The 12,898-nt window shown below is 67.6% G+C and carries 11 protein-coding genes; 8 read left to right on the top strand and 3 right to left on the bottom strand.

Annotated elements, in window-relative coordinates; translation table 11 throughout:
- Positions 1-112 precede the first annotated feature (112 nt).
- The 4 genes from ACOQPH_RS01085 (at position 113) to ACOQPH_RS01100 (ending at position 4,410) form a co-directional block, all read left to right on the top strand.
- On the top strand, positions 113-760 hold the full coding sequence (locus tag ACOQPH_RS01085) for a NifU family protein (protein ID WP_420622924.1): 648 nt from the start codon (positions 113-115) through the stop codon (positions 758-760).
- 40 nt (positions 761-800) lie between these two features.
- Positions 801-1,535: a PIG-L deacetylase family protein gene (locus tag ACOQPH_RS01090; RefSeq protein WP_420622925.1), complete on the top strand. Its 735-nt coding sequence runs from the start codon at positions 801-803 to the stop codon at positions 1,533-1,535.
- A 95-nt stretch (positions 1,536-1,630) separates the two neighbouring features.
- Positions 1,631-3,046 (top strand): OB-fold domain-containing protein, encoded by a 1,416-nt coding sequence (locus ACOQPH_RS01095; RefSeq protein ID WP_420622926.1) that lies wholly within the window; start codon positions 1,631-1,633, stop codon positions 3,044-3,046.
- 161 nt (positions 3,047-3,207) lie between these two features.
- On the top strand, positions 3,208-4,410 hold the full coding sequence (locus tag ACOQPH_RS01100; protein ID WP_420622927.1) for an acetyl-CoA acetyltransferase: 1,203 nt from the start codon (positions 3,208-3,210) through the stop codon (positions 4,408-4,410).
- Between the two features lie 70 nt (positions 4,411-4,480).
- Here ACOQPH_RS01100 and ACOQPH_RS01105 read toward each other — a convergent pair whose 3' ends face one another.
- Both ACOQPH_RS01105 and ACOQPH_RS01110 read right to left on the bottom strand, forming a co-directional pair.
- Complete coding sequence (locus tag ACOQPH_RS01105; RefSeq protein ID WP_420622928.1) at positions 4,481-6,484, bottom strand: 1-deoxy-D-xylulose-5-phosphate synthase; 2,004 nt, start codon at positions 6,482-6,484, stop codon at positions 4,481-4,483.
- Between the two features lie 17 nt (positions 6,485-6,501).
- Positions 6,502-7,440, bottom strand: coding sequence for a lysylphosphatidylglycerol synthase transmembrane domain-containing protein (locus ACOQPH_RS01110; protein WP_420622929.1), 939 nt, complete (start codon positions 7,438-7,440; stop codon positions 6,502-6,504).
- A 279-nt stretch (positions 7,441-7,719) separates the two neighbouring features.
- Here ACOQPH_RS01110 and ACOQPH_RS01115 point away from each other — a divergent pair, with 279 nt between their 5' ends.
- From ACOQPH_RS01115 to ACOQPH_RS01130, 4 genes are all read left to right on the top strand, one after another.
- Complete coding sequence (locus ACOQPH_RS01115; protein ID WP_420622930.1) at positions 7,720-9,135, top strand: TldD/PmbA family protein; 1,416 nt, start codon at positions 7,720-7,722, stop codon at positions 9,133-9,135.
- 164 nt (positions 9,136-9,299) lie between these two features.
- Positions 9,300-10,664: a TldD/PmbA family protein gene (locus ACOQPH_RS01120; protein WP_420622931.1), complete on the top strand. Its 1,365-nt coding sequence runs from the start codon at positions 9,300-9,302 to the stop codon at positions 10,662-10,664.
- Between the two features lie 3 nt (positions 10,665-10,667).
- A complete protein-coding gene (locus ACOQPH_RS01125) occupies positions 10,668-11,393 on the top strand; it encodes a PHP-associated domain-containing protein (RefSeq protein ID WP_420622932.1) in 726 nt (241 codons plus the stop codon).
- 11 nt (positions 11,394-11,404) lie between these two features.
- Complete coding sequence (locus tag ACOQPH_RS01130) at positions 11,405-12,265, top strand: undecaprenyl-diphosphate phosphatase (protein WP_420622933.1); 861 nt, start codon at positions 11,405-11,407, stop codon at positions 12,263-12,265.
- On the opposite strand, the gene ACOQPH_RS01135 is transcribed toward ACOQPH_RS01130, so the two are convergent.
- Positions 12,249-12,866: a hypothetical protein gene (locus tag ACOQPH_RS01135; RefSeq protein ID WP_420622934.1), complete on the bottom strand. Its 618-nt coding sequence runs from the start codon at positions 12,864-12,866 to the stop codon at positions 12,249-12,251. The two genes, ACOQPH_RS01130 and ACOQPH_RS01135, sit on opposite strands and share 17 nt — an antisense overlap.
- Positions 12,867-12,898: the final 32 nt, after the last annotated feature.

Here is a 12,898-nt window from a genome sequence, read left to right on the forward strand (position 1 = left end):
GTCCTCGGAGTGAGAAGCCCAGCGAGCCTGCGGGACATTACCGCCCAGGGGTTCGGCACCACCGTTCGAAGCCGCCCTCGGACTCGAGGGGTGCCGTCAGTAGGCTGACCGCATGGCCCTGAGCGACACCGTGCGCGAATCGATGATGGAAACGCGACGCGAGACCTTCGATGTCGCGCCGGCTGCGCTCTCCAAGGTGATCGAACTGCGCAACAGCGAGGTCGACGGCGAACAGCTGGCGCTTCGCATCGAGGTGACGGGCGCTCAAGGCGTCGACTACACCTACGACCTCGCCTTCGAGCTGCTGGCCGAGGCCGACGCTGCCGACGTGCCATTCGCGGTTGGGAACGGTCTGACGGTGCTGATTCCAGATCGCGACGTTGCCAAGCTCGACGGCGCCTCGCTGGACCTGCCGTCCAACTCCAACCAGCCGGGCCTGGTGCTGCGCAACCCGAACCGTCCGGATCTCGGACCCAACGCTGCGCTCGACCTCGACGGCACCGTCGAAGACAATGTCCGCGAGGTGTTGACGAAGCGCATCAACCCCTCCATTGCGGCCCACGGCGGCTTCGCCGAACTGGTGTCTGTCGAGGGGGACACGGTGGTTGTGAAGCTGGGAGGCGGCTGCCAGGGATGCGGCATGGCCAACGCCACCGTCACCGCCGGCATCGAGAAGACGCTGCGTGAGCTGATCCCCGACATCGAGCGGGTGGTCGACCTCACCGACCACGCTTCGGGCGAGAACCCCTACTTCACTTAGGCCTCCAAGAGCGGCCCTTCGAGCGCTGGAGGCAGTTGCTGTGGGCGTGATTCTCACCGATCAGGGCGAGATCGCGGCACCGGCGCGCGCGATGGTCATCGTGGCGCATCCCGACGACATCGACTTCGGGATGGCAGGAACCGTGGCGGCGCTTACGGCCGCCGGATGTCACGTGGCCTACTGCCTGGCGACCAGCGGCGAGGCCGGCGACGACGATCTCTCCCATACGCCCGAGGAGTTGGCGGAAATGCGGCAGGCCGAACAGACGGCGGCCGCGGGAAAAGTGGGTGTCAGCGAGTTGCACTGGCTCGGCCACCCTGACGGGATGGTGGTGGCCGACCTGGGCCTGCGCCGCGACATTGCCCGGGTCATCCGCATGTCCCGACCCGACGTGGTGCTCTGCCAGACGACGATCCCCAACTGGGACCACATCTACATCTCCCATCCCGACCACATGGCCACGGCCACGGCTGCGTTGGCAGCCGTCTACCCAGATGCTCGTAATCCCCGTGCCTTCCCTGAACTTCTCGACGAGGGCCACAAGCCCCACAGCGTCAGCGAGGTATGGCTGACCGGCACCGAGCCGAACCGCTACATCGACATCACCGACACGTTCGACTGCAAGATTGCAGCGCTGCGCGAACACCACAGCCAGCTGGCCCCGTTCGATGGGCTCGCCGACCGAGTTCGGGAATGGTGCACCAGGACTGCGCAAGCCGCCGGATTGCCGGAAGGCCGCGTCGCCGAGGCCTACCGTGTCGTCCCTGTCGGCTAGGCGACAAGGGCACCCAACGCCGTAGGCTCCTGCGCTGGCCGGTGTGCGCCGGACCGGGGCCGTGGGGGCCGCTCGAGGGCCCAAGACGATGGTCGATGGGAGACGGAATTATGGGACGAGGGATCATTGCGTACGGGGCGTACGTGCCGTACTGGCGGCTGGACCGCTCCAAGATCACTGCCACGATGGGCTCGGGCGGCGGCAGGGGGCACCGTGCGGCGGCCAGCTACGACGAAGACACCACGACGATGGGTGTCGAAGCGGCGCGCAATGCACTGCGGGGCAGCGAGCTTGTGCCCGACTCGGTGCTGTTCTCGACGGCGAATCCTGCATACATGGACAAGACGAACGCTGCGGCGATTCACGCGGCGCTCGATCTGCCCCAGTCATCGTGGGCGGTGGACGTCGGCGGAGCGCCGCGGTCATCGGAGGCCGCCTGGGCGCTCGCCGCAGCGAATCGGGGCACCAACCTGGCCGTCGCCTCTGACCTGCGCACCGGTCGTCCCACCAGCGGTGACGAGGCCACCGGAGGCGACGGCGCGGCTGCGTTCGTCTTCGGCGATGACTCGGTTTCACCGGTGCTGTGCGAATGGCTCGGCGGAGCGGTCGCCACTGCGGAGTTCACCGACCGCTACCGGCAGCCTGGCGATGCGTTCTCGCGCATCTGGGAGGAACGATTCGGCGAGCAGGTGTATCTGCCGCTCGCAAACGACGCCATCGAGCGTGCGCTGGGCGACGCGAGCGTCAGTCTCGATGACATCGACAAGATCGCGATCGTCGGCCTGCACGCGCGGGCGGTGCGCAGCCTGTCACGGATCGCGGGCGACAAGCTGGTCACCGACTTGACAGGCGAGATCGGCAACACCGGAACCGCCCACCCGGCGATCGTGCTGGCATCGATTCTGGACGAGGCCGACCCCAACGAGACGATCCTGCTGGTCCATCTGGCCGACGGCGCCACGGTCGATGTGCTGCGCACGACCGACGCCATCGCCGGTCACATGCCGTTCGCCTCGGTGCGTTCTCAGATCGATCGCGGCAACGACGCGCTCGATTACAACAAGTACCTCACGTGGCGCGGCTTCCTCGACCGGGAGCCTCCCCGCCGTCCAGACCCTCAACGCCCAGGCGCGCCGCCTGCGTTCCGTTCCGAGGACTGGAAGTACGCCTTCGTCGGCTCCCGTGACCGAAGCTCGGGTGCGATCCACATGCCGCCGATGCGCGTGTCGATGGAAGGTGGAGCCGTGGACGACATGGAGCGCATCCGCATGGCGGATATTCCCGCCACGATCGCCACGTTCACCGTCGATCGGCTGGCCTTCTCGCTTTCGCCGCCGGTCGTGGCGGTCGTCATCGACTACGACGGCGGCGGTCGTTTCCAGGCCGAGATGACCGACGTCAATCCCGATGAAGTGAGGATTGGCGACCGCGTCGAGATGACGTTCCGGCGCCTCTACAGCGCCGAAGGCGTTCACAACTACTTCTGGAAGGCTCGCCCAGCCGCTGCGTGACGCAGCACGCACTTGCTGCGAGAGAGCAGCAGCAAGCAAGCACCGTGCCCCAGCGGCCATAATGTCGCAGGGAGATCTAGCGCCTGCGCACTCAGCGGCGCACCGACGGAGCACCCACTGGTCCACCACCCAACACCCAACCCACCACAAGGCAGGCACACATGAGTTCACATGGCATTCGCGACCAAGTCGCCATCGTCGGAATGGGATGCACTAAATTCGGCGAGCACTGGGACCGCAGCGTCGATGACATGCTCACCGACGCCGCACACGATGCGTACGCATCCGCGGGCGTCGAACAAGACGACATCGACGCCTTCTGGCTCGGCACGATGGGCTCGGGAGTCTCCGGCCTGACACTGTCCAAGCCGCTGCAGCTCGACTACAAGCCGGTCACCCGGCTCGAGAACATGTGTGCCACCGGCTCGGAGGCATTCCGCAACGCTGCGTATGCAGTCGCATCGGGCGCCTACGACATGGTGATGGCCATCGGTGTCGAGAAGCTGAAGGACTCCGGTTACTCCGGCCTGACCGGCGCTCGCCCGCCCAGCGACGGTACCGACTCATCGATCACCGCTCCGGCGACGTTCAGCCTGCTGGCACCGGCATACGCCCACAAGTACGGGCTCGACGAGGACACCATGAAGGAAGTCCTCACTCGCATCGCCTGGAAGAACCACCGCAACGGAGCGCTGAATCCCCGGGCTCAGTTCCGCAAGGAAGTCGCCAAGGAGACCATCGCCGGCTCGCCGCTGATCGCTGGTCCGCTGGGCATCTTCGACTGCTCCGGCGTGAGCGACGGCTCGGCCGCCGCGATCCTGGTCCGGGCAGAGGACGCCCACCAGTACTGCGACAACCCGCTGTACATCAAGGCGCTCAGCTTCGCCTCAGGTCCTGCGACCGGGGCGCTCGACAGCACCTACGACTACACCACGTTCCGCGAGGTGGAGGTATCGGCAGCCGAGGCCTACAAGCAGGCCGGCATCACCGATCCTCGCTCGCAGATCGCGATGGCCGAGGTGCATGACTGCTTCACGCCAACCGAGCTCGTCCTGATGGAGGATCTCGGGTTCGCCGAGCGTGGCCTGGGCTGGAAGGAAGCCATGGCCGGCACGTTCGACCTCGACGGCGACCTCCCGGTCAACCCCGACGGCGGCCTGAAGAGCTTCGGCCACCCGATTGGCGCATCCGGCCTGCGGATGCTCTTCGAGTGCTGGCTGCAGTTGCGTGGTCAGGCACCGCCTGAGCGGCAGATTGCCTCGGTCACCGAGCAGGGCAAGACGCTGGGCCTCACGCACAACCTCGGCGGCCAGCCGGGCGCATGCGTGAGCTTCGTCTCGGTCGTCGGTTCTGAACTGGGCTGAGCCGAGCACACAACCGAATTCGCTGAACGGCTTGGGCTGCCTGTCCCGGGCCGTTTGGCGCTCGCGGTTCTTAGGCTGTGATGCGGGCGAGGGTCTTGCGGACTGCGGCGGCTATGCCGACTGCGTCGAGGCCGAGCTCGGCGTGCAGTTCTGCGGCGGTTCCGTGGGGGAGGTAAGCGTCCGGGGTTCCGAGCTGGCTGACGCGCGGCGCCGTCGGCGCATCCAGTTGCTGGAGGGCGTCGTTGACAAGGCTGCCGAAGCCTCCTACGCGGACGCCGTCTTCGACGGTCACCACGAGCGGGTGCGTGGCGGCGTCGAGCACCATCGCTCGATCGAGCGGTTTCAGCACCCTTGGGTCCCACAGCGAGACGTCCACTCCTTCGACGCTGAGGAGCTCGGCAGCCTCGGCGGCGGCGACGAGTGTCTGGCCCGCGGCCAGGATGCAGGCGTCGGGGCCGGAGCGGTGCTGGCGGGCTTGCATCCGCATGCCGCTTGCCGTTGCGTCCGCGTGTTCCCTGGATTGCGTCACCGGGCCCTTGCCGCGTGGCCAGCGAATCGCCACGGGTCCGTCGGTGATCTCCAAGGCCCGCGCGAATGCCACGGGCAGTTCGTCGGGCGACGATGGAGCGAACACCGTCATGCCGGGTACGCGCGTGAACATGGCGATGTCGTACAACCCATGATGCGAGGCGCCATCGGGTCCGGTGATGCCGGCCCGGTCGACGCAGAGGATGACCGGCAGGCGATGGAGGCCGATGTCATACAGCGCCTGATCAAAGGCTCGTGCAAGGAATGTCGAGTAGACAGCCACGACAGGCCGCAGCCCGGCGCGCGCCATGCCTGCAGCTGAGGTCAACGCGTGCTGCTCGGCGATGCCGACGTCGTAGAAGCGTTCGGGAAACTCTCGCTGGAATGGCAATAGCCCGGTGGAGCCACCCATGGCAGCCGTGATCGCGACGATGTCGCGGTTGCGTCGTGCTGCTGCGATGAGCGTTTCAGTGAAGACAGCGGTGTAGTCGCGCATAGCCGGCTCCGAAGATGCAGTCGGCTGGGACTTCGCAGCCGCCTGCGAGTCAGCATCTGCATCAGGCTCGGCCTGCGCCACCACGTTCGCCTCTAGCTGCGAGGCGCCCGTGCTGAGCGCCGGCGCACCACCAGTGACGGGATCGAACAGGCCGATGTCGTGCAGGTGCTTTTCGGTGTCGTGTTCGGCGGGGGCGTAGCCGCGCCCTTTCTGCGTGACGACATGGACGACGATGGGGCCGTCGGTATAGGCCGCAGCGTCGCGGAACGCCGATTCCATGGCCGCGATGTCGTGCCCGTCGACCGGGCCGAGATAGCGGACGCCGAGCGTCTCAAAGAAAGCCGGCGGCTCCCACATTTCGCGCATCGCGGCGGCAGCGCTGTCGATCCCCCGTCGCACGCCGTCTCCCAGCGGCACGCGATCGAGCAGTTGCTCCATCGCTCGACGCCCCTGCACGTAGTGCGGTGACTGTCGCAGTCGAGACATCGCGGCCGAGAGCCGGCTGACGGTCGGGGCGTACGAGCGGCCGTTGTCGTTGAGCACGATCAGCGCCCGCTGGGCGTAGTGGCCGAGGTTGTTCAGTGCTTCGAAGGCCATTCCGCCGGTCATGGAGCCGTCGCCGATGACGGCGATGACGCGTCGGTGCTCGTGACCTGTCAGCTGGAAGCCGGCGGCGAGGCCGGACGCCCAGCTCAGCGATGTCGAAGCATGGCTGTTCTCGACGATGTCGTGGGGAGACTCGGTCGCGCTGGGGTATCCCGACAGACCGTGCCGCTGGCGGAGCCGTTCGAAGCCATCCCGCCGGCCGGTGATGAGCTTGTGCACATAGGCCTGATGGCCGGTGTCCCAGATGATGACGTCACGTGGCGACTCGAAGACGCGATGCAGTGCCACGCTGAGCTCGACCGAACCGAGATTCGATCCGAGATGCCCACCGGTCCGCGAGACGGCCTGCACCACGAAGTGCCGGATCTCCGCGCAGAGTTCATCGAGCTGTGCGGGGCTGAGCGCTCGCAGGTCAGCCGGACTGGTGAGCTTGGCGAGGTGCATTCGCGGCACAAGGGTACTCAGCGCCCCAACGGGACCTCGGCCCGTGGCTTGCCGCGACGCCGTCGCCCGCCGAACGCCAGCGTCGGAGCCCCGGAAAGGCTCACCAGCAGCGTCAGCGCGTACAGCAGCAAGCCCAGCAGTACTGCCTCACCTTCGTTGACACCGTGCGCATCCAGGAACAGCACGAGCGCGCCTTCTCGCACGCCGAGGCCGCCGATGGCAACCGGCAACAACTGGACGATCAGCACCATCGGTGCAAACGCCAGCCACGCTCGCAGCCCCGGGTTCACGCCGATCGCTGCGCCGGTCAAAGCCGTCGCCACCACCAGCAGGAACTGGTATGCGAACCCGACGCCGAGGAGGTGCAGGGCAGCTCGCGGTGCGCGTCGGAAGACGCTCAGACCGGTATGCACGGCGCCGAGGGCGTCCCGGATGCGGCTGCCGCCGGACAACCGGCCGAGACCGCGGGGATGCTCCGCGATCCAGACAATGAAGGCGAGCACCGCTAAGGTCCCGAGCGCCAGCGCGGCGGCGATCTGACCTCCCGAGTGCGTCAGCAGGCTCGGCTGCGACACGAGTGCGACGAGGGTGAGCAGTGGGAGCACCACCCAGCCAGTGAGTCGTTCGATGATGACGGTCGCGAATGCGCTGGCTTCGCTGCCGCAGATGCGACCGAGCCGGTTGACGCGCAACACGTCGCCGCCGATCGTGGTGGGCAAGAAGTTTCCGACGAACTGTGCGGCGAGGTAGATCGACAGCATCGAGCGTCCGGACACCTTGACGTCAAGCGTGTCTGCTACCCGCCACCAGCGTGCAGCGGCGGTCACGAACGCAGCCGCGATTGCGATGGCCGCTGCAATCAGCCAGGCGGCGGTGGCGCTCTTGGAGTCGACGTCGAGCGCCGACAGCTCATCGCGGCTGATGATGATCAGCAGCGCCAAGAGCCCTGCGCTCACGCAGACGCGCAAGGCCGTGACGAGGCTGTGTGGGATGCGCACTCAGGCTGCACTCCCGCGGAGCCTGCTCACTGCGGTGTCTGAATCAGCGCCCCGGCGCACTTCCCTCTCGAAGCGTTTCACGTGGCTTCGCACAATAGTGTGGCGACGGCGCGATCCACGTGCGGCCGTACAGCGGCCCCACTTCGTCGATTGTGTCGGGTCGTACATTTGGGCACGGCCTGAGGATTTCTGGCAGCGAAACTGGCGATGACACGTACAACGGACACGATGACACCCGTGAGCGGAGCAGCGGAGCCGCTCGTCGACCTCGACGTGGTTGACGCGACGCTGCGCGCGGCGCTGCACGCCGGCGGCGAGTGGGCCGAGCTGTTCGCCGAGGATCGTGAATCGGTTGGCGTGGTCTTCGACGAGGGCCGGGTCACCGAGATGAACTCGGGTCGCGACCGTGGTGTGGGGATTCGTGTCACCGCTGGCGACATCACGGGCTATGCGCACACGTCCGACCTGAGTGCCGCAGGACTGGCAGATGCGGCCCACACGGCTGCAGCGGTGGCAACCCGCTCGCCCCAAGGCGGGACGGTGGACATGATGTCGCTCGGGGGCAACGGCCTCGCAGAGCCACGGGTGGCAGTACTGCCCGCAACCATCGGCGCGGAACGCAAGGTGGCACTGCTGCGCGCCGCCGATGATGCTGCCCGGTCCAGTCACCAGGCCATCACTCAGGTCACCGCCCGCTATGGCGAGGGCCGCCGCCGGATCATGGTGGCGAACACCAGTGGGGTGTGCGCCGCCGACGACCAGGTGCGGACGCTCTTCTCGGTGGGATGCGTCGCGAGCGGCGACAGCGGCTTGCAGACTGGACGCGAGACCGTCGGCTACACGGTCGGGTGGGAGCTGTTCGACGACTACGACCCGGCCGAGCTTGCCGAGCGCGCTGCGCAGCGTGCCGTCACCAAGCTGTCGGCTCGCCCGGCGCCCAGCGGCGAGGTACCCGTTGTCATCGCTCGGGGCGGGGGCGGAGTGCTATTCCACGAGGCCTGCGGTCACGGACTCGAAGCCGATCTGGTGCGCAAGGGCGCGTCAGTGTTCGCTGGTCGGGTGGGGGAGCAAGTGGCTGCCAGCGGAGTGACGCTGGTCGACGACGGCACGATGGGTCCCGAGTGGGGCGCGCTGGCCATCGACGACGAAGGCCATCGGACCCAACGCAACGTGCTGATCTCCGACGGCGTGCTGACCGACTACATGTGGGATTGGCTGCGCAGCCGCGACGATGGCCGCGCGCCGTCGGGCAACGGTCGCCGCCAGAGCTACACGCACCTGCCGATGGTCCGGATGACGAACACCTTCGTCACCAACGGCGACATCGATCCCGCCGACATCATCGCCGACACCCCGTGGGGTGTCTATGTGGCGCACCTTGGCGGTGGTCAGGTCAACACCGCCACAGGCGACTTCGTATTCGGCATGACCGAGGCGTATCTCATCGAAGACGGTGTGATCACCGAGCCGCTGCGCGAGGGCAACTTGATCGGCAATGGCCCTCAGGTGCTTCTCGACATCGACGCCCTTGGGAACGACTTCGCCATGGGGAGCCCGGGCACCTGCGGCAAGGACGGCCAAGGCGTGCCCGTTGGCGACGGCCAGCCCACTCTGCGAGTGCGTGCCCTCACGGTCGGGGGCACCGCCGCGTGAGCGGCGGGGTGTTGTCGCGCGTGAGCGGCGGGGTGTTGTCGCGCGTGAGCGGCGGGGTGTTGTCGCGCGTGAGCGGCGGGGTGTTGTCGCGCGTGAGCGGCGGGGTGTTGTCGCGCGTGAGCGGCGGGGTGTTGTCGCGCGTGAGCGGCGGGGTGTGATCGCGCGTGAGCGAACGACGGCACTACGACACTGACGAGTTGGCTCGCCTCGCCCAACGGGTGTGCGAGCAAGCCCACGGAAACGAGCAGATCGAGGTCTGCGTGTCGACGGGGCGCTCCACCACGGTGCGTGCGTACAACGGCGATGTCGAATCTTTGCGCTCGGGTGTGAGTGCCGCGATCGGCGTGCGGGTTGTCTCGCAAGGGCGTCAAGGCTTCGCATCGGCCGGCTCTCTGGACGCCGACGTGGTGTCCGACACGCTCGCAGCTGCCCGCCGCAACGTGACGTTCGGCGAGCCTGATCCCCACCAGGGACTTGCCGAGCCCGATGGCGTGGCGCCCCCCGGCCTTGACCTCGGCGACTCATCAGTGCTGGGCGTGTCCGACGCCGACAAGATCGCGGCGGCCATCGACCTCGAGCGCCGCTGCTTAGCCGCAGATCCCCGAATCTCGGGAGTGCGTGTCGCGGCGTGGAGCGACGGGTGGTCGCAGTCTGCGCTGGCCTCAAGCACCGGCATCTGTGTGCAATCCGAGCGCGGCACTTGTTCGATCGGCGCCCAACCTCTCGCCACCGAAGGTGACGAGACGCAGATCGGTTACGCCGGTGATGCTGCGTGGCGTCCCGACGAACTTGACGTCGAACGAGTCGTCACAGAAGCAACAGCGTTGGCCACCGGCCAGCTGGGCGCAACCAAGCCGCCCAGCGAACGAATGAATGTTGTGCTGGCCCCGCCGGTTGCGGCAGCTTTCATCGGTGTGGTGTCGAGCGTGCTCGCCGCAGACAGTGTGCTCAAGGGCCGCTCGCCGTTCGCCGACCGGGTTGGCGAGCCGATTGCCGATGAGCGCCTGCACCTGGTCGACGACCCCACCGACCCGACGACACTTGGTGCAGCGAACTTCGACGGCGAGGGTCTGGCGGCCCGCCGCAACGCGCTGATCTCGGCGGGCGTGCTCTGCGGCTTCCTGCACAACGCCTACACGGCACGCCGGTCGGACACGTCCTCGACCGGCTCGGCAGTGCGCGGCACGCGGTCCGTTCCTGGTGTGGGCACCCATGCGCGCGTTGTCGCCACTGGCGATATCGCCGCTGAAGATCTGTTCGCTGCGGTCGGAAACGGTGTGCTGGTGCGCGGCGTCAGCGGTTTGCACAGCGGGGTCAATCCCACGAGCGGCGATTTCTCGGTCGGCGCCTGGGGGCACCGCATCGCTGGGGGCGAACTCGCCGAGCCGTTTCGCGAGGCCACTATCGCGTCCACCCTTCAGCGGATGCTGCTGGAGATCTGCGGCGTCGGCGCCACCGCTGAACCTCTCGCGGGCGGCATGTCGATGCCGCCGCTGGTCATCGCTGACGTGGCGCTCTCGGGGGTGTGAGCGATGCCGCGCCTACCCGCACCAGCAGCTGTCGAACGCCATCCGCATCTCGCCAACCAGTGCCCGTCGGGTTGGGTGCGGGTCGATTTTCACACGCACACGATGTGGTCGGGCGACTCGACCACGACACCGGACGAGTTCGCGCAATGCCTGTCGGAGAGCGGCATCGATGTGGTGTGCATCACCGATCACAACGCCGTGCGCGGTGCCCAACAGCTGCAGGGCTCCTTGGATGCTCGGGTCGTGGTCGGCGAGGAGATGAAGACCCACGCGGGTGAGATCATCGGGCTCTTCCTGACCGACCGCGTGCCGCAAGGTCTGGCGCCGGTGACGGCCGCGCGAGCCGTGAAGGACCAGGGTGGGCTCGTCTATATCCCGCACCCGTTCGATCCGCTGCGCAACAACCTGCGTCACGACGTGCTCGATGAGCTCGTCGGCGAGGGTCTCGTCGACGGCATCGAGGTGCTCAACGCGAAGACGAGCCTCACCAGCCTCAACTCGCGTGCGGCGCGCTATGCCGGCGAGCACGGCTTGGCGCCGGGTGCCGGCAGCGACGCCCACGTGGCCGAAGCACTCGGGGGCGCCTACCTCGAGATGCCGGATTTCGACGACGACGATCCCGCAACCTTCCTCGCATCGATGCGTCAGGGCTGGGCGGTCGGCCATCACTACGACCCACCCCGTCGCTGGAGACCGCGCATTGTCCCATCGGTGGGGAGCGACGACTAGAGGCCGCTTCGGTGCCGGACTTTGCCGTGGCGATCGTGCTCGGCCTGCTGCAAGGAGTGACCGAGTTCTTCCCGGTCTCTTCGAGCGCCCACCTCGAAGTGGTGCCGTGGCTGGCCGGTTGGGATCTTTTCGATGGTGACAACGAGCTGGAGAATGCCTTCGACGTCGCGCTGCACGTCGGCACGCTCGTTGGAGCGGCGGTGTACTTGCGTGCCGATATCGCCCGCTACGCCAGAGCACTGTGGAGCGGCATCCGCGGCCGCGCCGATCGCGACACGGTGGTTGCGCTGAGCTTGGCCCTCTCGGCCGTCCCCGCGGCGCTGGTGGGCGTCACGCTGGAGGACCGTTTGCTCGACCTCGCAGAGCAGCCGCTGCTGATCGCTGCGCTGCTGGCTGGTTTCGGTGGGTTGCTGTGGTGGAGCGACGCATCGGCGGGGCGACGAGGTGCGCAGAGGTCCCAGCATTCCTACGGCCTGCGGGACGCGGTCGGAATGGGACTCGCGCAAGCAGCAGCCTTGCTGCCGGGTGTGAGCCGCTCGGGGGTGAGCATCACGGCAGGCCGGTGGCTCGGCTTCGACCGGGCTGCGGCGGCGCGACTGGCTTTCCTCATGAGCTTGCCGCTCATTGGGGGCGCGGGCGTCTACCGCTCGGTCACGCTCGCAGATGCCGCGCCCACAGGTGCGCAGTTGCAGCTGTTCATCGTCGGGGGAGCAGCAGCAGTGGTGTCGTCGTGGGCGGGCGTTGCCGCAATGGTGTGGCTGCTGGATCGGACGAGCCGGGCTCCGCAGCGATCCCCGTTTGCGTGGTTCGCTGGCTACCGCGTGGCATTGGCGGCTGCCGTGGCCGTGGTGGCTATCAGCGGTCTGCGCTGAGGACCACCGGCACCACGATGCCAGTCGCGCTGGCGCGCGCGACCCCCTCGAGGTGCACGGGCTCGATTTCGACAAACCATCGATCTGCCGATGCGGCCAGGACATAGGCAGGCACGCGATCGGGGCTTGCATTGCCGGCGGAGGGATCGAACGGATCGATGTCGGCGAACAGCAGCAACTCCACGCCGGTGCCGGGCTCGACGTCGGGTGCGTGGGAATCGACGCTGATGCCGATGCCCCGGCGCCCTGGGCTCACTCCTGCCGCGGGGTGAAAGTCCAGCTCGGTCAGCAGGCCCCCGCGTGGGACGGCTCGGGTCAGCTCGCCGAGCTCGAAAGCGCTGGTGAGCGCTCCGGCAGGCACGAGATGGGCCGGGACCTCGATGAGATCGACGTGCCCTTCGGGAGATGTCCCTACTGCCAACGGGGACTGTGCGGCAAGTACGCGTACCGAGGTCCCCCATGCAGCAGCAGCCGTGCGCGCCCGGCCGGTCATCCCGGAGACGAGCACAAGTGCCACGAGCGCAACAGCGCCGACGGCGGTCCAGTGGACCAGGTTGGGACGGCGCTGCCAGAGATCGCCGAGTTGTGAGATGTACGCCATGGAAGCCTCCGCCGCGAAGTCATCGCGGCGGT

The sequence above is a fragment of the Candidatus Poriferisodalis sp. genome (assembly GCF_965221945.1).
Lineage (GTDB): Bacteria > Actinomycetota > Acidimicrobiia > Acidimicrobiales > Poriferisodalaceae > Poriferisodalis.

Bases quoted from the DNA above. Each gene is read 5' to 3' on its own strand.
- ACOQPH_RS01085 (WP_420622924.1), top strand. From the start codon at position 113: ATGGCCCTGAGCGACACCGTGCGCGAATCGATGATGGAAACGCGACGC.
- ACOQPH_RS01095 (WP_420622926.1), top strand. From the start codon at position 1,631: ATGGGAGACGGAATTATGGGACGAGGGATCATTGCGTACGGGGCGTAC.
- ACOQPH_RS01100 (WP_420622927.1), top strand. From the start codon at position 3,208: ATGAGTTCACATGGCATTCGCGACCAAGTCGCCATCGTCGGAATGGGA.
- ACOQPH_RS01105 (WP_420622928.1), bottom strand. From the start codon at position 6,484: ATGCACCTCGCCAAGCTCACCAGTCCGGCTGACCTGCGAGCGCTCAGC.
- ACOQPH_RS01125 (WP_420622932.1), top strand. From the start codon at position 10,668: ATGCCGCGCCTACCCGCACCAGCAGCTGTCGAACGCCATCCGCATCTC.
- ACOQPH_RS01135 (WP_420622934.1), bottom strand. From the start codon at position 12,866: ATGGCGTACATCTCACAACTCGGCGATCTCTGGCAGCGCCGTCCCAAC.